The organism is Paraburkholderia sp. SECH4 (genome assembly GCF_030511745.1).
Taxonomy (GTDB): Bacteria; Pseudomonadota; Gammaproteobacteria; order Burkholderiales; family Burkholderiaceae; genus Paraburkholderia; species Paraburkholderia madseniana.
This window is the reverse complement of record NZ_JALOCP010000043.1, coordinates 39,442-62,717: the sequence shown is the minus strand read 5'-3', so window position 1 is coordinate 62,717 and position 23,276 is coordinate 39,442. Positions and strand designations below refer to the sequence as shown.

Genomic DNA, 23,276 nt, shown 5'->3' with positions numbered 1-23,276 from the left:
CGAGCACATCGAATCCTGCCGCAAACTATCGGTCCTGATTACCTCGGACCGAGTCGCAAAGCCAGCCTTTCGTCAGGTTCTAAAGCGCGATCTCCCGGTGATGGCAACAGACGCATCCATTGACAGGAAAGCCCCCCGCGCGACGCAGCACAAGGCTACCTCGGCTCAGTCTCCGCGCGCCCCCGACACTCCTGGGTTGCGATAGTTCGAGACACGCTCGTGTACCCATCTTCCTATTGAAGATACGGATGCAAGGCTGCCCCGAATAGGGTATGCCAGTCTCCCCACCACGCCAGCAATCCGCCGAGCGCGAGCATCGGCCACGACCGCAAGGCAAGATGCCAGTCGGTAAGGGACGGCCACGAGGCAAATGTCAATTGGGCGAGTGAAAACCAGATGACAAGATCATAAGGGTGGAATGCCCAGCCATTTCGCAGACGGATCGCGGCGACAGCGCAGGCAAGGGGGTACCCGGCGAGCGGCGCAAGCGAAACAATGGCCGCGTTCCACCAGCGCACATTCGCGAATGTCGCCGAGCCGAGCTGATACCGACCATCAGGAAGCCGCCTCGGAATAACGCTCAAACCTTCGGGCCGAGCAAACGAAACCAGTCCCGCAATCCAGTGCAGCAACTCGTGTGCGACTGTGCCCGGAAGTGCGAGCAACGCGAACACCACGTTGGCTCGAAAACACGCAGACAGGCCGATCGCGCCGGCGATAGCCGGCACAAGATAAACCGCGATCGCAGGAACGGAAGTGGACATGGTGTCGAAACCGTGAGATCAGAATCAACGTAAATTTTCGCATGCGAAAGTGTGGGCGTCGGATTGCGCTGGGATTAGTTATCGTGTTTGTCGGGAATGACCGCAGGGGGAATCGCCGGTAGTACTTCGCCTGAAATCCATTGAATGTGGGCGAGGTCACGGCTGCTTTCGATGAGGTCGGCGAGTGCGGTTTGATAGCTCTCCGGAGCATTCGCTGGGACCAGGTGAATAGCAGTATCGGTGGGCTGCGTGTCCGTGAGGACAGCGCATGCAAGCGGCCTCGACTTCGGCAGGTTATAGGCGAGTCCTTTCACGAAACGTCGACCTCCCGCGATAAGCGAGTCGATCAGTTCTTTTTCGTGAACGTTGGAAAATGGAATCCACTGCTCGTTCGTCACCATGACGGACATTTCCTCTATCTGCGCGACCCCCGTGCTGCCGACACCAAAAGTAGCGATGACGATGAAGTGAGCCTCGGACCCGTAGGCATTCCACAAGTCGAGCTCCGGCCGGAACACCTTCAGCTTGTTGTTCAGATCCGTACTGATCATGAAAGGAAAATCGGGTACCTGTTTCAGGGTCATCTTCCAGCCATAGCGCGCTTCCGTGATCTCCTTGAGGTCGCCAATCACGATGAAGAGTTTTTGCCCGGGACGGTTGGATTTATCGGCCGCGGAAATCAGTGCAGCACGTCGCTGGACGATTTCTGCCTTGCGATCGAGGTAGAAGGGCTCCGGCACGTAGAGGGTGCTGGCGAGCTGCATACCCTTTGTGACGTTGCCCTCCGAAGCACGCAGCAGGTATTTGTGAACCGTCGCCCAGCTGCGCTTGCCGGCCATGCGAGGATTCCAGTGCGTGAGATGCGCGGAATCCCATAGGTAGTGCAGCAGAGAGCGAATCGTGAGCTTCGCGCTTTCCGCCTTGATGCTGCCCGGTTCGGCCCCCGAGGGCGCCGGCGGTGCCCGGCCAGCAATCTTGTTCAGCGCGAAGTCGAGTCGTAGCGTCGTCAGACCATCGTTAACGTCCTCCTTGATCGCATGCCCGAGGACTTCCCCGAGACCACTGAGCGCAGCGGGTGGTTCGAAGGACTCGCACTCCGCCGCGTGACGTGCCCCGGAGTCAGGCATTCGCTTGATCTGGAAATGTCCGTCGACCTTTGCGACGTACATTGGCACGCCCGGATGCGTGCACAGACACAAAGGGCGTTGGGCTGAGTGATGCACGCGCGCGAGCGCTGCCTGCAGGCCGTGATCGGCATCGCTGAACTTCCTGCCGTCGATAAGGTAGTAGTGCATGTCGTTCCCCGAGCTCAGTTGTTCAGCCCGCGTTTCTGTTCGATCTTCGGACTCTGCCCCTGCTCTTGCTCAAGAGGCTTGAAAGTCATCTCGATTCGCTTCCCGGGTTCTACCTTGCCGCTGATCTCGGAGCGGGAAAATCGAACGGCGTCTGTCTTGCCGGTGCGAACCAGAACGGTCTTGTCGTTGGCTTCTATGACGTGCCCACGAATACCTGCCTTCCTGATTTCTGGCGGCAGGTTGTGGGCATCCGTAATTCGGAGGGGAGTGTGCTGAGCGGCTTGCGACGTCGACGGCGAGTCACCGCCTGGTGCATGAGTTAGAACAGACGGGACGCGATCTCTTTGCGGAACACCTCGTCCTGACTCATTCTCTTTGAGGTTTCCATTGCGCTCTCGATCCACTCCGTGGCCGGATCCGGGGGCGAGTCCGGCTGCTTGCCGGTAGGCATCGTCGTTGATTCGTCCGTCTTGCCGGTGTTGTTGGAGTCGGGCTTCGAGTCTTTGCTGGATGTGTTCATGGCTACCTTCTGATTTAAGGATATGGATGTTTTCGTGTCCGCTAAGCCGGACGGGGTTCGCGCGATCCCGGACGTCGACAATGTCCAGAAGCAGGTCATTTCCAAAGTATGCGCCAAGTCGCGCGAGAGACTCCGGAAGCCCACCCTGAATCTTTGCAATCGTTGCGATGCTTGAGCCGCGCCCTTCTTCATAGAAGCGCTGGATAGTCTTGTCCAGCGCGTACTCGGATCGGACGTGGACGACCATGATGTGAGGCCGGAACCCGGCAGCGATCACCTGGCTGATCTTAGCTTCGCTCGTGGCGTAGTCGGACATCTGACCCTCAAAGACCATGTGCGCGTCGCGCGGCAGGCGTCCTTCACCGAGGATGAGGGAAGTCTTTCCAGCCCCCGGAACGCCGGTAAGGAAGTACACAGTCTCCCGGCCCGATTCGCGGGGCTCTTTCAGATTCTCCGAAAAGAGGGCCGATGACAGCACCGCAGCCGCGTTGTGCACCGGATTGTTGTAGCGATTTCGAGCCTCCTTCGATGCGCTGAATTCCGGAAATGTTTCCTTGAACAGATCAGCGGCAACGTATCGACCGTCGAAAGATCGCGCGTCGTGCCGGTAGGCTTCGATCAGTCTCCCCGGGTCCTCCTTTACCGCCCTGATTGCATTGTCCTGGACTCGTTGCCGGTCAGGCTGTTCGTAATTGACGTAGCGGATGTTCTCTAGTTCCACAGGTACTCCGAGGGCAGGATGAAATGGGTGACGATTAAAACAACGTGCGAGTCACCTGATTCGAACGACCTGACTCGATATCGAAATTAGGAATCGAGGCGGGACTGTGCACTTACAAGCCTAATAAATTATACTCAGTACATACACGTATCAGAATTCACGACGGATAGCGGAGTAGATATGCGGATTGTTAATCACGATTTGGCCAGGAAGGTTTCTTACGTCCGAACGCCTCTACTGCTTGGCACAGTCGCATTGCTTCAGATCCTTGACTGGCATAGCACACTCGTTGCTCACACGAAGCGGGGCGAAACCAATTCGGTATTGAACTGGTTGGGACAGTGGGCACGCTTCGCGGTGGTGCTGTCTTGCGTGAAGCTTGTATTTCTCGCCGTCCTGTTGCTCGGATACCTGTACTGGCGACGACACAAGGGGCTCTACGAACTGGAGTACGGAGCCTGTCTTTCGATATTGGCTATCGCCTACGGTCTGGCGGTGTTCAATAACTACGTGGTGTGAGTTCCGTCCGGCGATGCCCCGGCTCTATACCTCTGACTCTCCTTCACAACCTGGCCGGACACCAGTCCACGCGCCGGACAATTAATGACGAGGAATCATGCGTTACTGGTTGAAATCCATCGTTGCATGTATGTGTGCCGTCTACGCACTTGTTGCGCATGCGGATTTTCAGGCTGATCTGGTTAAGCGCTTCCCGGCGACGGAAGGAGCAAAAGTGGCTCCTGCGTTTCCTGGTTTCTGGTCGGTCCTGAAAGGGGGCGAAGTTTTCTTCGTCAACGACGATCTGTCAATCCTGATACCGGGCGACGTGATCAACCTTAAAACGCGACACTCGTTGGCAACTGACATCAAGGAAGCGGGCCGCCCGAAGATCGATGTGACAACACTTGACGTTCGCGACGCGATCAAGTTCGGTAACGGATCTCATCGACTCTATGTGTTCGACGATCCAGACTGTCCTTACTGTCGGCACCTCGATGGTGATCTGTCGAGACTGCATGACGCAACGATCTACGTGTTCCCGTTCCCACTCACCTCGCTGCATCCCAACGCGGCAAATGTCGCAGAGGCAATCTGGTGTCAGCGTGATCGTGCGCAGGCGTGGAGTGACTACCAACGGATGGCTCGCGATACGTCGACCGCCGTGACTGCGCTCGGCGCTGCGACCGCGACTGATCCCAACGAACTGGAAGCGCAGGCTAGGCTGCGTCTAAAGAATGCGTGGCTGGCCTATCTGCACGCCCATCGCCAGCCAGACCAGCCAACCTGCGACAACCCGATTGACCGCAATCTTGCCCTCGGACAGAAGCTGAACATCTTCGGCACCCCAGCGCTAATTTTCGCGGACGGCTCGCTTATCCCTGGCGCGGTGTCGGCAGAGCGGATTGAGGCCCAGTTTCGAAAGGTTGCGATGGCGCTAGCTGGAGCAGGGAAATGACCTATCTAGTAAATAGAATTGCTTCGCGCCTCACGCGTCGGGGCCGACACCCGGTATTCCACGCCGTGGTCATCGCCCTGATCCTTACGGCGGCGCTCATGCTGCGTACCGCTAGTGCGTGGGGTGTGATGGGTGCAATCGTGATTGCCATTTCCTGCTACGTAATGATCGCAGCAGTGCTGGCTGAAATGGTCCTTCTTGGCTCTGCCGTGCTCCGCAATCTCGCTCGCAGGGTGCTGGGTTCGGGAGTCGTCACAGGTCCGTTGGATCGATAGGGGGCGGCATGCGCGTGAGTTCCCTCATTCTTGCCGCAGTTCTGACGACGCAATGTGGCGCAGTTCGGGCCGCGGCCGATCAGTGCTTTGAAAATGCCGCCGCGCGCCGGCATGTGAACGTCAATCTCCTGTACGCGATGGCCCATGTCGAATCGCGCTTCAATCCTGCCGCAACGAACGACAAGACGGGGGCGATGGGCGAAATGCAAATTCACCCGTCACACCTGAAGTGGCTGTCGAAATACGGGATATCCGAACGCGACCTGTATGACGAGTGCACGAATATCAACGTCGGAGCATTCCTCCTTTCCGACTTCATCCGCATGTACGGGAATACATGGCGCGCAGTCGGCGCTTACGGGGCCGGCAATGCTCGAGACAAGGAGACGGCACGCAACGGGTACGCGCAGCTGGTCCAGGCCGAGTATCTCCGCATTACACGCGAGCCGCGCGGGCGCGCGACAGACTCAACCAAATCACCCACGCCAGCCGTGAATCAGCGTGCGCGTCTGGGTGGGCGACCAATGATGGTGGTGGATTGATGAAAACGAACTCGTTGCGCAGAGCGGGGCTGCTGTCGTTTGGCATTGTCTTCGGTGTGATGATGGGAGCTGGTGTCGCTCAGGGTGAGGATCTTGGCACGAAAGCGCAGACCTATGCCCTCGATCCGGATGCGCGCGAAGAAATTCGCAGTGTGATGCGTCACAAGCAGGCGACTGGCGAGCTTGACCAGTTCTGGAAGAACTACCGGAACCGGGTGCTGGATTCCATCAAGAGTCCGCCGTCGCTGGGCATCCGCACGGACTACGGGACGCGTACAGAGTTGCACGATCTGCGGTTCGTAATGCCGCAGGACTACCGCGACCAGAACGGCAAGGTCGTCGTCAGAAAAGGCACAGTGGTTGATCCCCTGAAAGCACTTCCCCTCACGATGGGGCTGTTGTTCATCGATGGAAACGACCCACGTCAGGTTGATTGGGCAGTCGAGCGTAGTCGTGCGGAACCCTTAAAGATTGTCCTGACCGCTGGGTCCGCGTATCTGATGCGTATCAAGTACAGGAACGTGGACTGGCACGGAGTGGCAGGCGTGCCGTTCTACCTCGATCAGCGAAAAATCATCATCAACACGCTGCGGAAACTGTACGGCATCGGTATCAGCAGTGTGCCGGTGGCGCTTTACCAGAAAGGCGACCAGCTCGCCCTTCAGTTCGGCATGGGAGCGGGCAATTGAGAAAGACACTGCTCAACTTCTGGATTGCATTCGCGATGCTGCTGTCGGCTGTTGCGATACCCACTGCCGCACAGGCGCAGCAGGCATGCAACGGTGCATTTCCGAACCTCATCACCGACGTCTGCTACGACTGCGTCTTCCCGATGTCGATCATGGGAGCGTCACTGAATTTCGGTATCGACGGCGAAGACTACGACACGGGTGTCAGTTCATCACCCGTGTGCCTCTGCGAACAGAGTCTTTCCATCGGAACGCCGGTGTCGTTCTGGGAGCCACGCTACATGGTCGATACGACCAACAAGCCGGGGTGCATGCCGTTGCTTGGAGGGATCGATATCAACACGCCATACAACTCGGACGAATACGGTGGTGAGGTCCGTACCAACCAGCATCTGAGGGGCACACGCAAGGCGGCCTTCATGCAGGCCAATGAATACATCAATCCGGTCATGTCCGCGATTGGTGCCGTTGTGGCGAATCCTTGCCTGGATAACCGTTCCTTCGACGCCCCGTTCCTGAGTTGGGCCGATCCGACATGGGGCGACGACGCGCTTTCATTGATTCTGACTCCCTACGCGTACCCGTTCGCCAGCGTGCTGAGCGTCGCTGCCGAAATGCCCGATGCAATCGCTGCGACCGTCGGCTTTCCGCTCGAGACACTTTTCTGGGTCGCTGGTGCGTGGGGGCCGATGTATCCACTCGACGGCAATGTGGCCGTAGCAAACACACCGGAGCAGATGTCCCACCTGATGATCGCCCGCCTTTTGGCAAAACTGCACGCGGCCGGAACGCAGCAGACGTCTGCGGGACAGGACGCGCTTAACTCCTGTGGCGCACTTGGCGTGCCGCAGATCGTCATGGACAAGCGGCAGTACAAGACAAACCGCACCTTCCCCTTTCCCGACAACCTGTGCACCCCCATCGGCCGCCCGCTGGCTTTCCAGGAGATCGGTGCAGCCCGTCCGCAAGACAAAGACTATGGGTACTTCATCTTTCAGCGGAAGGATTGCTGCACTCCACTTGTGGGTGCCAATTCTGCGGGCGACTAGGAGACTTAAATGCGAACAATCGCGGCACTACTTTCCGTCCTTCTGATTCCATCGATTGGCCACGCCGATGAATCGTTGCTTGGCACGATGACTGCGAAATGGAACACCTACATTTTCGTCTCGACGCGCATGCCGCAACGAGACGTAGTTGCGCTGGCTCGCGAGGCGAGTGCAGCAAAGGCCACTATCGTGCTGAACGGGTTCGGTGGATCGGACGACACGCTTATGTCGACCGAGCGCTATGCGACCCAGATCAATGCGCTGTGCTGCGGCAAGCGGCCGGCACACTGGATCATCGATCCCGTCATAGCCCAGCGGTATCGGGTCAAGTCAGCGCCAACATTCGTGGTTGCGCACGGCGAAAGCGAGAACGCGGGGGAGTACTCGGCGGTTGCAGGCGACATGAGCCTGTCGCAGGCACTGAAGTTCTTCGCGCAGGGTTCGCGACATCAGGCCGCGCGAGAGTATGCAACGCAGACCTATTCTTCTGCGTTCGGAAATAGTGAGTAATGGTAGTCAGTACATTGACTGGGTAGAATATCCTCATGAAATTTAAAAGCCTGATGCTCATCTGCGTGTTTTCTGTGTCGGCGACCTCGTCTGCGGCAGCAACTGATGACGGAGTCACTTTCGCCCGTCGCGGGCCACATATGCTCGGTGCGGTGGAACTTGCGCCGCAGAACGGAGGCGAGTATGTATTTTCTTCGAAGCCTGAGAGCGACCGGCGTGTACACATGCGATTTCTACTCGGCAAGCCGCAACGTCAGGATGTCGAAATGTTCAGTGGCGAAGAAGAGGCTGCACTTGCAAAGCTCCGCGCTGAGCAGCTGGGAGAGATTCAGGCGACTTATGACCGGCTCCACCAACGCCACGTAAAGCACCGGGTTAAGCCGAAATTGAACTGGCCGCAGGTAATCGTTGAGGGTGACCGGACATGTGTACCGTCTTCTGGTCACGCCAGTGACGTTGACTGGAAGAGCCATCTTGTTTGCTGGAACGTGGGGACCCAACGTGTCGAATAACCAATTTCATATTCCGCGGCATGGTGGGGCAGGCCCCTCACTACTGGGAGTTGAGTTCAAGGACACCTACATCCTGATTGTCAGCATCTTCGTCGGCATCGGTGTCGGCCGGCTCTTCGGTGCGATGTTCTATCTTGGGATTCCGTTCGTGGGATATCACGTCAACAAGCAATACCTGGAATGGAAATCGCGCAGCCTGCCAGGCTTCTTTCGGACCTTTCTCTTTGAAATTGGTCTGTGGGGGTATTCAAAGGCGTTCAGGTCGCAAAAAGTCGTGTTCATCGGTGACGATCGCGCAATCACACCAGGTAACAAGCGCGTGCTGCTCGAATCAGACAAGAAGGAGTGATCGGGTTATGAATGTGGGGAACCGTGATAAGGCGGTGGGTGAATACCGCAGTAATAATCGGCTGCTTACCGTCGCAGTGACCTGTGCCTGCGTCGGGTTTCTGCTTCTTGCCGCCAAGGTAACGTTCATGTCAGAGATTGTCGTGAATCAGGTGCCAGGCATGCCCGACGGCGCAAAGATCTGGAGGAATGGCATGGACGAAGGCGCTGTGGAAGCGCAGGCGTTCGCGGTGGCCAATGCGCTTGCCTCCGTGAATCCCAGTAACGCCGAAAGCGTGAAGAAGTTCGTTCAGCCGTTCCTGTCACCGGACGCTTATACGGTGGTGAGCAAGGCGATCGACAACAAGGCTGCGCAACTTGCACAGCAACACGAGCTGGGCAGCTATTACCTCGTTCTTGGCGCTCGCCCGTTCTATCACGACGACAAGCTGGGAAGAGTTTTTGTGTCGGGTGAGCTGCACACGGTGAATGCCGCGCGAGACACGTCAGAGCCCTGGGTGTTTGAATTTCCGGTGCGTTTTGCGAACTACCGGATGTGGTTCGACGGAGTGACGGCCTATGTGGGCGACAAGATCCATAACTCGGACTGGATTGAGGCGCAGAACAAGAAATGAAACGAACATCTCTGAACTATCTTCGCGCCCTCGTCGTTGGCGTGTTATCGCCGGTGGCAGCAGTCGGAATCGCCGCCTCACCCTCTGCGCCCGCCCAGACGTCAGCGTCAATGCAAACAGTAGCGCCCGCTGCAGTGTCGTTCGGAACTGGTGAGTCGGCTGGCACGTCCTCGACGAGTGGTCATCAAACCGCACGGGCAAAGTCCGAGGTGGTTCACCGTTCGGCTGGCGCCAAGCCCTATGATCCACTCGCACTCAATCCGACCATTGCGGTGAAGGATACCCCCGCGAAAGAGATCGACCTGCCAGGCGTGATGAAAGTGGAAGGTCAGTCGGTGGGCGCGCTGGATCCGACTCGTGCGCACCCCATACCAATGACGGATGGCGGTGTGGTCACGATTTACATGAGCGTCAACGCACCGAACCGTATCGAGCTGCCGTTCAAGAACCCGCACACAATTCACCGCGATACGCTGCAGGTCGACAAGAGCACTGGTCAGAATATCTACGTGTACTGGAAGTCCCTGCCGGCGACTGAAGAGACGTTGTATATCGAGCCGCCTGGTGGTGGTCCAGTGCTTGGACTCGATATCAAGCCGAAAGAGGTTCCGGCCCAGACATATATCGTCACCGACGACAGCGGAATCGTCGCAGGGAAGGAGAAGTCGAAGAATCGTAGTGACGACTATATCGGGCACGTCCAGGATCTCATGGAGTCGGTGGCGCTCGGCCACGCGCCGGATGGCTATGCAAGCGTCGACATTGCGCTGCCACCGATTGTCATGGATGGACTCGCGGTGATGGTCGCGAAGCGCTACAGCAGCAGGGAAGGCGACCTTTACGTCTACGGTGTGCGCAATCCCAGCCAGTCGCGCGCGGTACTTAACGAGCAGGAGTTTGACGGCGCGAATGTGCTGGCTGTCTCAATTTTCCCGAAACCAGTGCTTCTTCCGGGCGAACAGACCAGGGTCATTGTTCTGGCCCGCAAACGGGAGGAACAGTAAGCATGTGGGAATCTATCAAGGCGTGGGGTGCGGACAAGTACAAGGAATGGAAAGAACTTGATGCGGTCTTTCGCTACCTTATGCTCGCAATCGTGGCGGTGTTCGTGCCGCTAATCATTGCTGCGCACTTTCGTCAGCCGCCGGCGAAGTCGATTATGCAGTCCATGAAGACAGCCGGTCCTGGCAGCGCGCCTGGGCAAGCTAATGCGCAGGGTGCAGCCTTGCCGACGACAGGCGGGGCTACTGACGGCTGGGGTGGACAGCGGATTCTTCCCGACTCGCCGCGCAACCAGGGGCTGGAAACGGTGCTGGCCAAGATGGACGCGCTTTCAGCGGACGTGCAGAAACTGAAGGGCCAGGTAGGCGCGAACTCAGGTCAGCCCGTCAGATTGCCGACGGTGGGTGCACAGTTTGGCCATTCGCCACTGCCACCCGGATCGCCCGCGGATGCCGCTAGCGGCACCGCTGTTGCGACTACAGGAAACGGATTGGGTAAGGATCTCCCCGAGTCTGTCAGTTTTGATCAGCCGGGGAAGCAACCGGCTGGCCGTGGCAATGGGAAATCTGCCGATGGAGCGGATGCGCCGTCCGATTCGATGGCGGCGGCACCCGTACCGAGCCGGCCGCTGATGGTTTCCGATCCTATTGATAAGAACGCACAGGACGACGGCAGCGGTTCCCGTCCAGATCTGGTGCTGCCGATCTACACCGGCCTCGAGGCGGTGATGCTATCGGGGGTCAACGCCCGCCCGAGCGGCTCGAACAATGGTTCCAGCGGTGGGGCGGCCGGCAGTGTAACTGCCGCCTTGAATGTTGGTGCGCCGTTCGTCTCGCGCGTCAAAGGTGTAGCGATCATGCCGAACTCGTGGAAGACGTCCGATCTCGAAAACTGCTTCATCGGTGGTTCAGCGACCGCCGTGCTCAGCGCCGAGCGGGCGTACGGAATTGCGGACCACATCAGCTGCATTTTCAAGAATGGAGACGTCTACGAGGCACCGATCAAAGCCTACGCCCTGGACGTCGACGGCACCCTCGGTATCGCGGGAAAGGTAGTGAACAAGCAGGGCGCGATGCTGATGCAAGCCGCGCTGACAGGGATGGCCGCAGGCCTCGGCTCGGCTCTTGCACCGACTGCAGTGCCCTCATACAACTCGAACGCCGGCAGCGGCTCGCAACAAAGCTTTACCGTGCCGTCGCCTGGTTATCTCGCGGGGACCGCTGTCGGGCAGGGTGTTAACCATGCGGCGACCGAGCTCTCGCAGTTCTATCTCAACTTCGCGAAGGAGACGTTTCCTGTGGTGGAAGTAACGGCCGGTACCCGTGTCACGTGGATTCTTGAAGAAGACATCACGTTGAAGAAACGAGTCGAATCGAAGGGAGCCAATTCATGAGTTATCGAAACTTGTCCACAAACATTGCCTGTCTGATCGGCGCGGGATTGCTTGTCGGGCTTTCTGGCTGCAGTACTGCCTTCAACCCGATCGGCTCCAACTCGTATGACTGCAATCGCAAGCAGGATCCGAGCAGTATTTATTGCCACAGTTTCAAGTCGGTCGAGGCTTCGACGAACGGGGAACTACCTGACAGCCGTTTTGACCAGGAACTGAAGTTCAGTCAGTACGACAAGGCCACTGAGATTGCGCCGGTCGGCGCATCGACGGGAGCAGTGATCAAAGGAGGGGCCGGCGAGTCAATCGCAATGGGCTCGTCGCCGCTTGCGCAACTAGGAGGGCCTTCGCTGCCGCCCGCAGACGACACGCCGGTGCGGGCGGGCCCGGTCATTCAGCGCACCTGGATCAAACACTTCGTCAACGCCAACGATGCGCGTATAGGCGACACGGTCGTCTACAAGGAGGTCGTCCCGACACATTGGGTCGGCTTTGATGGTGGCGACCCCCAGAGTGTCGAACGAGGCATGTATCCACACAAGGTGCAAGAAACAAAGACGGCAATGGGCGGACTGCAGATTCCTCCGTCGCTCTCCCGGCCGCTTTCATCGCAAACCGATTTCATTCAGCCGGGCACCGCTCCGGCCCCGTCTGAAAACCCAGGCAGTCCCACAGCCATGTCCATGCCACAGTAAGGAAGAGGAGCTCATGCACCAAGACACCCATACCCTCAACGCACCGATCATGGTTCCGGCGCCAACGCCGGAACCGGTCAGATCGACACGTACCACCATGGTCATGGTCGCCGCCATGACCGCAATGCTGATGTCTATCGGCGCGCTCAACGGTGGTTCCGCCCTCGGATCGAGCGCCTGGGACGTGTTTGTCACCACGATTCAGACCGTGATGTCCAGCACGTTCATCATGTTCCTGATCATGCTGGGCCTGCTGATCACCGTATGGCAGCTCGCACACGGTAGCGGATACCGCAACCTGACAGTGGTACTCGGCGTTCTGGTGGTTGGGCTAATCGGTCCGTCGATTGCGACCACGGTTGCAACGGCGACGGGCCCCGGCGACGCCGTATCCGTACAGATGGATCTCGGAACCGCGCAGTAGCCGGTCGAGCCCCGAGAGACCTTCCGTCCCTGACAGCGCGGCGAACATTGCTGCGCTGTCTCTCCCCGATCCGCAGAGACACAAACCGTGGCCGTCACTACCTCGAAGATCAAGACTGAGAAGACGAGCAAGATCGTCAACCTCGAAACGTACACACCCGACACCCGGCTGGTCATCTCACGCCCGCCGACGGAAAAGGCTGTCATCGGCGGGGTCTACCGGATGAGTCCCCTGGCAGGCGGCGGCGGTGAGTTCAGCACGGTTGTCCAGAACGTTTTCAAGAGCCTGCCTGAGGATTCTGTCATCCAGGTATGCCTTGTTGTATCGCCAGACCACGAAGCTGCCGAAACTTTCGCGAAGGGGAAAGTACACGGCGGGCACGTGGTGCAGGATCTGATAGAGCGGCAGAAGAAGCTTTTCGCCTCTGCGACAAAGACTGACGCGTTGCAGGACATGCCGATGCTGAACGTGTCCGAAGTCATCATCGCTCTGGCTGTCCCGACAAACCGGGTGGAAGGCGCTGCGCTCGAGGAAAGCGAAAATCTTCAAAACGATTTTCTGGCGGAACTGCGCAACTGCGGCTTCTACGATGTTGAGCGATTGAGCGCCGCACAGCTCGCCGGCGTGTACCGGAAATTCGCGAATATCTACGCGAAACTCCAGAAGGAAGTTCAACTCGATCCTTTCCTTGATCTGAAGCAACAGATTTACGGGCCGGACGAAGATTTTGACTTTAGCCGCGACCGCCGCATTGGTGCTTTCGGCGAGGACACGTATTGTGCGGTGATCACCTGCAAGTCGTACCCGGAACATCCGTTCCACGGGATCATGAATCTCGTGAGCGGAGCGCCATTTAACAAGGGGCAGACAAAGGAAGGCGGCGGCCAGCGGAACAACACACCATTCATTCTCTCGACAACCGTGCGTGTTGGTAACCAGCGCAAGGAATGGCGCCGCGTTGAGAGCGCGATCAAGTCCCGCACGACGGTCCAGAATGTGCCGCTCAAACTCGGCGTTGAGGACAGCAATGCGAAGCTCAACGACCTGCTGGCGCTGAAAAAGATGGTTTCCGGGGACGGAAACAGGTACGTGCACGTTTCCACCACCGCCTTCGTGTTCGGCCGGACTCCGAAGGAGGCTCGGGTCGCCGCAACGACCCTGAAGGGCACACTGGACAGGCTGGAGTTCGACGCTCGTCTGGTGGTCGGGAATATGCTGGTGAGGTTCGCGCAGATGCTGCCGCTGAACTTCTCTGTAAAAATCGCAGAAGCGCTTCAGGGTGAGACTACGACTGCGGCCTCAGAAGTGGGGTGTCTGCTGCCCGTCTACGGCGACTACCTTGGAAACGTCAATGCCAATTCTCCCATCACGGGTGCCGCCTTCATTACGCGTCGGGGCCGTGCGCACTATTTCGACCCCTTCACAAGCAACTCGAACTTCTGCGGGACGATGTGTGCGAAGTCAGGCGCCGGCAAGTCGTTCAGCCTGCAGTACCAGATTGAATGCGATCTGGCGATGGGCCGTATGGTCATTCTCTTCGACAACGGGCGCAGCTCGAAGAACTTCTGCAGGGCTGTCGGTGGGGAATTCAACGAGTTCGGCGAAGGCGATTTCAGGCCTTCGCTCAATCCGTTCACCGGGCTGACCGATGACGAGTTTGCGGAGCAGCAGGAGGGGATCACGGACCTCGTCGTCATGATGGCGTACGGCGATGAAAAGGTCGATCCGGGTGCCCGGATTGCAGTGAATGAAGCGGTAAAGGCCGCGTGGGCACAGAAGAACGACGAGGCGGAGATTTCTACAGTTATCGACTGCTTGCGCAAGATTGTTGAGTCGGCCGCACAGGATACTTTTCAGAATCAGGTGGTCATCGCCGCATCAAATGTGGTTCCCCGCCTCCGGTCTTTTATCGAATCCCCAACTCGGGGTGTGTACTTCCGCGGGCCCAGCACGCTGGATGCAAGCAAGCAGCTCACGGTGTTCGAGCTCGCGAGCCTCGGCAGCGATGAACACCTGAAGCGATGCGTTCTTTTCTGCGCAATGAACGTGCTGATGACCCGCCTGCGCAAAACATCCGCCAAGAAGCGCTTCTGGGTCGACGAAGCGATTGACCTCTTCAAGGTGGAGTCTGCCGGCGCCGCAATGGAAGGCCTCTATTTGAAGGGTCGAAAGGAGAAGCTCGCGGTCTGGATCATCGTTCAATCGCTGCTTGCCCTTTCACGCTACGCCGCGGGCGAGGTCATCCTGCGGCAGTCGGCGTGGAAAATGATCATGGCGCAGGAGCCAGAGGAGATCGACCAGGTTATCGACAAGAAGGTGATGACAGCTTTTTCGGGCGATGCCTACTTCGCCAAGCTATTGCGCGGTGTTGAGTCGAAAAAGTTCGCGTGGAGCGAAACGCTGATCATGGGTGAACAGACCTACGAGGTGGTGCGCCTCTACGTGGATAAGTTCACCGCGACGCTTTTCAGTTCCGAGGATGACCGGGACGAGGTATTCCGCCTCGTAGACGTCGGTATGAGCGTGATCGAGGCGACGATCAGGGTGATGGGCGACAAGAAGGCGAGGCTGCGAGAGTCGATGCTGAACGTCATCAGGATGTACCGTGAACACGATGGCCTGACCGACAGGGAAATTCTGGCCGAAATGGAGGAACTCTGCGAATGAAAAAGCTCTTGCTAGGCGGCAACATGCCGTATTCGGTGCTGATCGCCCTTGTGCTCGCGGCGTATTTATTCGGCGGAAAGATGAGCCAGGTGACTTCATCTGGTCTGGCGAAACCGGCATGCGGGATAGCAGTTGCGGACAAGGGTGAGGTGATACTTGAAGCCCTGCTGGCGAATCCGGAAATGTCGAAAGACCAGCGGAAAACCAACATCGTTACGCCGATCCTGGACGTAATGCGGAAGTATCAGACGCAAGGCTTTGCAGTTATCGACATGAGCAGGAATGACGCAGGCGAAATGACGGTGGCGGCGGTGCCGGCAAATGCGATTGACATCACGAACGAATTGCGTCACGCGGTCCACCTTCCGCCCTCGACACCCTCTGTGCCTCATCAGATCAATGCCAAGCCGGCAAGCGCGCCGGATGTGCCGAAAGCAGCGAGCGGGGCGGGCAATGACTGATATTGCAGGCACTGTCCTTACGAAACGGAAATCGGCCGCTGACAGGCGGTTTTTCGTCGCCCTGTTTCTGACCGGCCTCCTGCTTGCGGACGCGTTCTGGTTCAAGCCTTTGCTGACGATTGGCGTTGATCCGCAGAAGGAACGCTGCCTGCCTGACCTGCACGCGGCGCTGATGGTCCACCGGGCTCCGCGTGAGGTAAGGGATGGCGATCTGGTTTTCTGGAAGCCACAAGGCGCGCTTTCGCATTTCAGGGAACAGTACATCATGAAGGAGGTCGCCGGCGTCCCAGGTGACCTCGTCACCGTAGCCGGCGGCAAGGTCATGATCAACGGCCACACGGTGGTCGAAGGTTTTCCCCTGGCCCGCTATTACCACAAGCCGGCAAACGCATTCGATCGAAGCGAGATCATCCCGGCCGGCAAGCTGTTCATGATCGGCACGCATCCGCTTTCCAACGATTCGCGCTACTGGGGCTATCTGGATGTCACTCGCGTCTCTGGCTTTGCCTACCGTCTTTTCTAATATGCACCTTCGCCACCTTGTCACTCTCGTGACCTTCTTGTGCCTTGGCGTAGCGGCCTCGGGAATCGTCAGCGCGCAGGTCACCTCGCGCGGCGACGAGTACGGCGACGCCTTTCTGCACTACGAGCCGTATGTAACCCCGGGCGTCAGGAAGGACGATACACCGAAGCAGTCACCGCGCCAGGACGTCACTGGAGCTCCGGCTAAGCCCTCAAGCGAATCCAGCGTAAACGTCGCGTGGTTGCGGCAGAACTACCCGATGCTGGAAGAGCGGGCGATCAACGACCCGACGGACGACAACGTGTCGGCCTACATGTACACAAAGCGGGTCATCCTCGACAAAAGCCAGCGGTTTAGCGAGGCGGTCACACGCGTATTGCACGAGGACCCGATGCTCGACGAAAACAATCGGATCCCATACGCGTCTACCGGTGCCCAGACTGTACGCAACGCCGACTATCAGGCGCAGGAAAAGGCCGTTCAGGAACTCGCACAGATCGGCGGTCTGCTGATCTTCGTCGACGGCAACTGTCGCTTCTGTGCGATGCAGTTGCCGGTGCTCGACATGCTCAAACACACGGACAACCTGGAGTATCTGGTGATCTCGATCGATGGCACGCGTCCCAAGGGGTACAAGGGCACGGTGACAGCCGACAATGGGCTTTACGGCAAGCTGGGCCTTAAGCTGACCCCCTCGATCGTATACGTGGCAAAACCTCGTTCATATCAGGATGGCCGGGACCCAAACCGCTATCTGATCGTGTCACAGGGATTCTACGCAGCCGACGAACTGAGAAAGCAGATCGCCTATGCCGGGCACCAGACTGAGTTGCTGAGTGCGTCAACGATGCGTGATCTGAACGTATGGGATCGCGGCGTGGCCAGCACCACGGATCTACAGCATCTCCAGCTCGATCCGAACAAGCCCGGAACCTTCAGGGCAACACTTCAACCGTACCTGCTCAAGCAGTATTAAGGACCGCCGATGCGCGCAAAACATCTTTTGGCTGCGGCCGTTCTGGCGATCGCCCCGGTGTTCGCGACTGCGGGCATTCTGGCCGATCTTGGCTCGATGGTGATGAGCAACTCGACTGCCCCGAGTACCATGAGTACACAGGATCGGGTGGGCATGTTCATGGGCGGGTTCTCCATGCGCACGCCGATCCAGAATGTTCACCTGCTCACCTTCGACCCGCCGCGCATCGATGCTGGTTGTGGAGGCATCGACCTCTACGGTGGATCGTTTTCATTCATTAACGGCGCGCAACTGATCCAGATCTTCCGGAACGTAGCAGCCAATGCTGCGGGCCTGGCTTTCAAGGCCGCGATCAAGGCGATTTCGCCTTCTCTCGATGCACTGCTCAGCGAATTTCAGGCGCTGCTGCAGAACATGAATAATCTCTCGAAGAACTCCTGTCAGCTTGCGCACCTACTCGTCGACCCGGCGGAGAACGCCTTGTCCAATGCAGTCAACGGCGACGGCACTGTTTCGAGCACGCAGTCGAACGCGTTTACAGATGGCATGGCATCGCTGACGGGTTACCTTAGCCAGGCGAATTCCTACCTGAAGAACGTGTCGTCGAATAGCCCCAAGCAAGGCAATCAGGTAGTCAAGACGGTCATCAGCTCCGGCGCCTCGTCGATCATGGGGATGGCCGGGCTGACGAATGTCGACGGGACTAGCGACAATCCGACAGACCCGAACAGCCTGAACAATCAGCTTCTCTATGCGTTGCTCGGCTACAAGATCAACGGAGTGCCGTGTAGCAGCCAGAACCAGGACGGAACGCCGGCAAGCACCAGCACGCCACCGAACAATTCGGTGGGGCAGGTCATGTGTTCGGGGCCGAAGCTCATTACCCTTGACTCGATTTTTAAGGGCGGTGGTATTGGCTCTCCGTATCCGAACGCAGCGCTGCAGCTCTACCAATGCCAGAACCCGAGCGGCAGTGTGTTTGGTGGGATCGACAACCAGCCGTGCACGATCATGCAGACGAGGGACTTCAACTATCAAGGGGTCCAGGGATACGTGCGAACAATGCTCTTTGGTAGTCCTGATCCGAGTCAGATTGCCACCTCGAGCTCTATCGTTGGGGAGTTTAACGGAGGCACCTCAACGAGTTTTACGCCGCAACAGATCCAGTTCATTCATCAGATGGGCACGCCCCTTATGGCGCTTCTGTCAAAGACCTCAAACCCAGGCACACGGACTGCGATTGCGCAGCGACTCGAACCACTCATTGAGCAATGTGTCACCGCGCAGATCGGTGAGGTTTTGTACAGGGGCGCGAATCTGATTCAGACGTCGACTGGCTTCGATCTCGACAAGGACCAGAAGGACAACATCGAGCAATTGCGTACGGACTATCTCCGCTACCAGAACTTCTGCAATGAAGCCGATTCGATGCACAAGATCGTTGGCGAGTTGAACGACGACGCGCGGCTCATGAGTACCAGCAACCGATAATCCTGGGCGGAGACAGGCATGCCTACCCTAACTTACTACTCGACCAGTGCCGACCTGACGACGCTCTACGCGATCCTTAACGCCGTCGCGATGATCTGCCAGCAGACGGTATTTATCTGGGCGTTCGCACTCGCAGTTTCCCTGTGGCGTCTACTCTCTACGTCCGTTGGGGCCGTGTTCCAGAGTTCGGGCGGAGCGCAGGCCGGTATCTCGACGCTTTCCACCGGGGGCATGAGCGCCTTTGTCCCGTTTGTGGCGGCATTCGTCCTGACGAACCCGGGCCTGCAGGGAACCGTTCAGATCGAAGCGACCGTCAACGGTGCTCTGTCGGAGGTTGACCATGTCCCGTTCGTCATCTCGGCGATTCCTGCTGCTGGCAGTGTCCTGTCGATGAACCTGAACCAGTATGTTTCGACTGCATTCGGCAACGTTGACGCGGAATATCCAGTTATTTCGTCGACAGCGAACGGGTTCATGAATCCGATGAAGATACTGCTCAGTTCGCGTACAGCGATGTACCGGCTGGGTGGCATCGATTCGGAGATCAAAAGTGTCGTCTCGACATGCCTTGGCCCGGACGCGGGGGTAAATTACGCGGCCATCCAGAACCAGGTGATGAACTCGGGCAACTCGGGTGCAACTGCCGCGAAGTCGATCGCGATTAATGGCGTCAATCCTACGTCAATCGGTGCATTGCTATATCAGGCGGCACAGAATACAAGTGGCATGGTCAATGACGTGTCTCTTAGCGCGAATAACTATCTAACCTGTGCCGACGCGGCCCAGCAGGTGGCGAATGACATTTCGACTGCACTCACGTCTGTCGAGTTTCCGCGCGTACTGCAGGGCGCCGTCAATGGTATGGATCAGCCTTTGGCGAACGCTGATTTCAGTTTTTCGACGGTTGCCGGTCAATTCAATGCGATTTCCGTCGCAAACACACTAGGAAGCACGTTTACGGGCGGCACCGCTCAGAGTGAAGCTGAGTTCATGAACATGCTGTTTTCGGAGATGGTCGAGAACGACATTTCCTGTCTGCGGGCCAGTGGCGACTCGCTGACCCAGTGTCAGTCGACGGCTTTGCAGGCATCCGAAGTCGAGCGTAACAACCTTCAGGAGGCTGCGAGCGAGGTGCCGATGTTGCGCTATGCCGGGAGTTTCGGTAATTACCTGATCGCGCTGATCATCGGGCTTGGCCCGGTGATCGTGATGTTCATGATGTTCGCAGGAATCGGCGCGGGCAAGACGATCAAGAATGCGGCACATATCATCGTGTGGCCACTGCTCGTCGTGAACGTTGGTGCGGAACTGGTCAACGGAATGATCTGTATCAGCTACGCGAATTTTCTGAACGAGTTGCGCCAGGGTGGCTGGCTATCCCATGCAGTGACGTTTGCAGCGTACAAGGAACTCAGTCTGCAGATCGGTACGGGCTCGCACATCATGGCGAGCCTTCCAGTGCTGATGAGCGTTATTTTCGGACTCGGCGAGTCGTCCGCAATGACGAACGTGGGATCGAGTATCTCCCCGAAGAGCACGGAGGTTGCCGAGAACCTGGCGCCGCGACCGGAAAGCACAGCGCCGATGTTCCAGCAAAGTCAGGTTGCCATGGGAACGCAGTATGGCGACGGAATGGGACGCTTGATGTACAACGGGGGGATCGAAGCTGCGGCATCGAGCGTCAGCTACGGCAACAGCGCACGTGAGGTGTCACAGACGTTGAGTCAGGCGGATCAACGCAGCCAGTCGATAACCCAGGGTGAGCAGGATCTGCGCGATTTTCGTCGGGCTAACAGTACGGGGGACTTTTCCCGCTTCACGAACGACAGTGTGGTTGCTACTGCGCTGGCCAGGAACTGGGCCGATGAACATCGAGCGGGGAACGACGAGCACCGGGGCGCCAACACGTCTGACGCGAGGGCTAACTCCAACACATCGCGGATAGGGGCCACTGCGCATGCGGGGGTCGGCACCGACGGGGTTGGTTGGGGTGTCGGCGGGAGCACTTCGACCGAGGCCGGCACGCAGGACAGCGCCACCCGAACCACGTCAGTCGGAAAGAACGAGGCACTGAGTGAATCCCAAGCCATGGCGAGTGTGCTGTCGAAGACCATGCAGCAGCTGGCGAACACGAGTCACGGAACGCAGGCGTCCAGCGATCTGACGAAGGCACTGGATCGTCAGCAGTCGTACCAGAAGACGATTTCCCAGGTCCAATCGACGAGCGATATCGCTGCGCAGGCGGTTCGCGACTCTGATTCGTTTGTGGACATGGCGGGAAGCCTTCACGCGGATCAGATTGTCCGGCAGAGTCAGACCAATGGAGAGTACCGGACCTTCCAGATGACGGAGGGTCGGCTCGCTCAGCAAAATCCAGCGTTCTCGAAATATCTCGGCCTTGCAGAAGAGGAGGCGAAATCCGGCGCGACCGACAGTATTGTGTCCTCGCCAGCCACGCAGGACATGGTCAACCGGCACCGTGCGGCTTACCTGTTGGCACACGATAGCGGCGCGAGCGCGGCAGATCGCAAGCAGGGGCTGGAATATCTCGCGAAGGAAGGCAGCGCGATGTTCCATGGAGGCGTGGAACGCGATGTTCCACAGCCCAAAAACATGCATATTGATTCGCCTTCGAATGCTACCGGCTTGCCTGGATTTGGGCCGCAGGGTGGGGTACTGCCGCAATCGCGGGCGCCCCAAGGCGGCGGGGTACCTCCGGCGAGGCCTCATGTCGCGCACCCGGGACCGGCCGCCACGCCAGGTGGGGTACTGCCGCAATCGCGGGCCCCCCAAGGCGACGGGGCACCTCCGGCGAGGCCTAATGTCGCGCATCCGGGACCGGCCGCCACGCCCGTTTCGGCTCCTCAATCGGATCTGGGGGAAGATGTCAGGGCCAAGGTGGAAGGTGGGCTAACGCACGGAAGCGCCGCTATGGGCAACGCGATCAAGGGTGCAGACCGGTACGCGGAGTATGCGGGTCTGACGGAGGAGGGGCCGGGGACAATCCGCAGAACGGTCAATCTGGTCAACAACAACGCGGCCGATCTCGCTCGAAAAGCGGGAACAGCATCGATGACTGGAATGGGCGACCCGAACAAACCGCTCCCTGGGCAGGAGCCTGCGCCTTCGCCGAAACCCACGCCTTCGAAATTCGTGCGAAGGTGATACAAACGGGATGCCTGTCCAAAGGCTGGCGTTGTCGTTTGACCGGTATTCGGGAACTGTGGTACGTTGGGATAACAGGAACGATACTTTCGGGGGATACGATGAGGATCATGAAAGCGCTTCAAGCTCTCCTCGGCGTAGCGCGGCCAGGGGCACGAACTGGTCTTTCGCCGGCTGGCGATGAGTTGCGGATGAAGAGGGTACGTTCGCGACGCCGTTCTGCGATCTCGACCAGTTCCGGGGTGGGCCTCGGACTGCCGGGCCCGAAGAATGGCTTCGGGATGAAGAGCGGCACGGGATTCTAAGTTCACATTTCCGTGGCGCAATGTAGAGGGCCGTTTTCGCATGCGAAAACGGCCTTTCTACTTTCCGACGTGTCCCGGGGAACCCTTACCAGTCAAATACCCCTCCATCCTCGCGATCGGGCTGCAGATCCATGTGAGCCCTTAGCGCATTGCGTACCGTGGCTGGTGCCAGTTTATACATCGCCGCAATCGTTTCGACGTCGACACCTTCCTTGGTCAACTTCATCCAGGCAACGAGCCGTTCCTCGCGTGTCTGCTTCTCGGTAATGCCCATTGCGCGGCGGAACTGCACGGCACGAGCCCGCTCGGCCTTCTTTTTGACCTCAACATAGGAAAAGGCGCGCTTTCGGTAGAGGGTGCTCAGGATCGTGTCTGGCTTGACGTTGTAAATCTTGGCGATCGCCTCGAGGCTCCTGCCAGAAGTAAGAAGTCGAACCCACTGGTCGTATCGGGTGTTGAGGATGTCGTCTTTGGTGATGCCTAGCTCGTGACGGTACTTGTAGACGTCGATATGTTTGGCACCAATCATCTCGGCAATAACGGTGTCCATGAGTCCTCTGTCGAGGCCTTTCTTTGCCAGTTTTCTCTGTTCGTCAGTCAGCATGGGCGAGATATCGCATAAGGGCGGTAGGCCGGCGTTGCAAAAACAGGGACTGAGTCGGCGGCGGCGCCTGGCTGAGTGTTCTTGGGAGTCGTTCAATACAACATTGCTGCATAAGCCGCTACGGCTTATGCAGCAATGTTCGTCGCCGCGCTCTCTCGGTTCGAAAGTGCCGATTTTAACCGATAGGCGCGACGACAAACGAAAGCTTTGTAAGAATTGGTGAGGAGTGGTCCTGGATGACCGACTCGTCATGTCCATCCATCCAAAGACGCGCAATT

24 protein-coding genes are annotated in these 23,276 nt (G+C 58.2%); 20 read left to right on the top strand and 4 right to left on the bottom strand.

Annotated elements, in window-relative coordinates; genetic code table 11:
• Positions 1–233: 233 nt before the first annotated feature.
• The 3 genes from M0D67_RS35840 to M0D67_RS35830 form a co-directional block, all read right to left on the bottom strand.
• A complete protein-coding gene (locus M0D67_RS35840) occupies positions 234–764 on the bottom strand; it encodes a hypothetical protein (protein ID WP_266241836.1) in 531 nt (176 codons plus the stop codon).
• Positions 765–838: 74 nt separating this feature from the next.
• On the bottom strand, positions 839–2,059 hold the full coding sequence (locus M0D67_RS35835) for a DUF1173 domain-containing protein (protein ID WP_266241834.1): 1,221 nt from the start codon (positions 2,057–2,059) through the stop codon (positions 839–841).
• Between the two features lie 14 nt (positions 2,060–2,073).
• Positions 2,074–3,300, bottom strand: a complete 1,227-nt coding sequence (locus M0D67_RS35830; RefSeq protein WP_266241832.1) for a zeta toxin family protein — start codon at positions 3,298–3,300, stop codon at positions 2,074–2,076.
• Positions 3,301–3,555: 255 nt separating this feature from the next.
• On the opposite strand from M0D67_RS35830, the gene M0D67_RS35825 reads away from it, so the two are divergent.
• The 20 genes from M0D67_RS35825 to M0D67_RS35730 all read left to right on the top strand — a co-directional run bounded on the left by M0D67_RS35825 (position 3,556) and on the right by M0D67_RS35730 (position 22,089).
• Positions 3,556–3,819, top strand: a complete 264-nt coding sequence (locus M0D67_RS35825) for a DUF5658 family protein (RefSeq protein ID WP_266241830.1) — start codon at positions 3,556–3,558, stop codon at positions 3,817–3,819.
• 97 nt (positions 3,820–3,916) lie between these two features.
• Positions 3,917–4,756, top strand: a complete 840-nt coding sequence (locus M0D67_RS35820) for a DsbC family protein (RefSeq protein ID WP_266241828.1) — start codon at positions 3,917–3,919, stop codon at positions 4,754–4,756.
• Positions 4,753–5,031, top strand: a complete 279-nt coding sequence (locus M0D67_RS35815; protein WP_266241826.1) for a hypothetical protein — start codon at positions 4,753–4,755, stop codon at positions 5,029–5,031. The genes M0D67_RS35820 and M0D67_RS35815 overlap by 4 nt, the downstream gene beginning before the upstream one ends.
• Before the next feature lie 14 nt (positions 5,032–5,045).
• Positions 5,046–5,573: a lytic transglycosylase domain-containing protein gene (locus M0D67_RS35810; RefSeq protein WP_266241824.1), complete on the top strand. Its 528-nt coding sequence runs from the start codon at positions 5,046–5,048 to the stop codon at positions 5,571–5,573.
• Positions 5,573–6,262 carry a conjugal transfer protein gene (locus tag M0D67_RS35805; RefSeq protein WP_266241822.1) on the top strand — a complete coding sequence of 230 codons (690 nt, stop codon included), beginning with the start codon at positions 5,573–5,575 and terminating at the stop codon, positions 6,260–6,262. The genes M0D67_RS35810 and M0D67_RS35805 overlap by 1 nt, the downstream gene beginning before the upstream one ends.
• A 35-nt stretch (positions 6,263–6,297) precedes the next feature.
• Complete coding sequence (locus M0D67_RS35800) at positions 6,298–7,311, top strand: TraU family protein (RefSeq protein ID WP_266241820.1); 1,014 nt, start codon at positions 6,298–6,300, stop codon at positions 7,309–7,311.
• 9 nt (positions 7,312–7,320) lie between these two features.
• On the top strand, positions 7,321–7,821 hold the full coding sequence (locus tag M0D67_RS35795) for a TrbC family F-type conjugative pilus assembly protein (RefSeq protein ID WP_266241818.1): 501 nt from the start codon (positions 7,321–7,323) through the stop codon (positions 7,819–7,821).
• Positions 7,822–7,856: 35 nt separating this feature from the next.
• Positions 7,857–8,333 carry a hypothetical protein gene (locus tag M0D67_RS35790; protein ID WP_266241816.1) on the top strand — a complete coding sequence of 159 codons (477 nt, stop codon included), beginning with the start codon at positions 7,857–7,859 and terminating at the stop codon, positions 8,331–8,333.
• Positions 8,323–8,682: a hypothetical protein gene (locus M0D67_RS35785; protein WP_266241814.1), complete on the top strand. Its 360-nt coding sequence runs from the start codon at positions 8,323–8,325 to the stop codon at positions 8,680–8,682. The genes M0D67_RS35790 and M0D67_RS35785 overlap by 11 nt, the downstream gene beginning before the upstream one ends.
• 7 nt (positions 8,683–8,689) lie before the next feature.
• Positions 8,690–9,295: a TraE/TraK family type IV conjugative transfer system protein gene (locus M0D67_RS35780; protein WP_266241812.1), complete on the top strand. Its 606-nt coding sequence runs from the start codon at positions 8,690–8,692 to the stop codon at positions 9,293–9,295.
• Positions 9,292–10,299 (top strand): type-F conjugative transfer system secretin TraK, encoded by a 1,008-nt coding sequence (locus tag M0D67_RS35775; RefSeq protein ID WP_266241810.1) that lies wholly within the window; start codon positions 9,292–9,294, stop codon positions 10,297–10,299. The genes M0D67_RS35780 and M0D67_RS35775 overlap by 4 nt, the downstream gene beginning before the upstream one ends.
• A 2-nt stretch (positions 10,300–10,301) precedes the next feature.
• Positions 10,302–11,690, top strand: a complete 1,389-nt coding sequence (locus M0D67_RS35770; protein WP_266241808.1) for a TraB/VirB10 family protein — start codon at positions 10,302–10,304, stop codon at positions 11,688–11,690.
• Positions 11,687–12,382, top strand: coding sequence for a TraV family lipoprotein (locus M0D67_RS35765; RefSeq protein WP_266241806.1), 696 nt, complete (start codon positions 11,687–11,689; stop codon positions 12,380–12,382). The genes M0D67_RS35770 and M0D67_RS35765 overlap by 4 nt, the downstream gene beginning before the upstream one ends.
• A 13-nt stretch (positions 12,383–12,395) precedes the next feature.
• Entirely contained in the window at positions 12,396–12,806 is a 411-nt protein-coding gene (locus tag M0D67_RS35760; RefSeq protein WP_266241804.1) for a hypothetical protein, read from the top strand.
• Between the two features lie 87 nt (positions 12,807–12,893).
• Positions 12,894–15,473 carry a TraC family protein gene (locus M0D67_RS35755; RefSeq protein WP_266241802.1) on the top strand — a complete coding sequence of 860 codons (2,580 nt, stop codon included), beginning with the start codon at positions 12,894–12,896 and terminating at the stop codon, positions 15,471–15,473.
• Complete coding sequence (locus M0D67_RS35750; protein ID WP_266241801.1) at positions 15,470–15,934, top strand: hypothetical protein; 465 nt, start codon at positions 15,470–15,472, stop codon at positions 15,932–15,934. The genes M0D67_RS35755 and M0D67_RS35750 overlap by 4 nt, the downstream gene beginning before the upstream one ends.
• Positions 15,927–16,457, top strand: coding sequence for a signal peptidase I (gene lepB, locus M0D67_RS35745; RefSeq protein WP_266241799.1), 531 nt, complete (start codon positions 15,927–15,929; stop codon positions 16,455–16,457). The genes M0D67_RS35750 and lepB overlap by 8 nt, the downstream gene beginning before the upstream one ends.
• Before the next feature lie 28 nt (positions 16,458–16,485).
• Positions 16,486–17,433: a conjugal transfer protein TraF gene (traF, locus tag M0D67_RS35740; RefSeq protein ID WP_266241797.1), complete on the top strand. Its 948-nt coding sequence runs from the start codon at positions 16,486–16,488 to the stop codon at positions 17,431–17,433.
• Positions 17,434–17,442: 9 nt separating this feature from the next.
• The gene (locus M0D67_RS35735; protein ID WP_266241795.1) at positions 17,443–18,924 is read left to right on the top strand and encodes a conjugal transfer protein TraH; all 1,482 of its coding nucleotides are present in this window, start codon (positions 17,443–17,445) and stop codon (positions 18,922–18,924) included.
• An 18-nt stretch (positions 18,925–18,942) separates the two neighbouring features.
• Complete coding sequence (locus M0D67_RS35730; protein ID WP_266241793.1) at positions 18,943–22,089, top strand: type VI secretion protein; 3,147 nt, start codon at positions 18,943–18,945, stop codon at positions 22,087–22,089.
• Positions 22,090–22,479: 390 nt separating this feature from the next.
• On the opposite strand, the gene M0D67_RS35725 is transcribed toward M0D67_RS35730, so the two are convergent.
• Entirely contained in the window at positions 22,480–22,944 is a 465-nt protein-coding gene (locus M0D67_RS35725; protein WP_266241791.1) for a hypothetical protein, read from the bottom strand.
• Positions 22,945–23,276 lie beyond the last annotated feature (332 nt).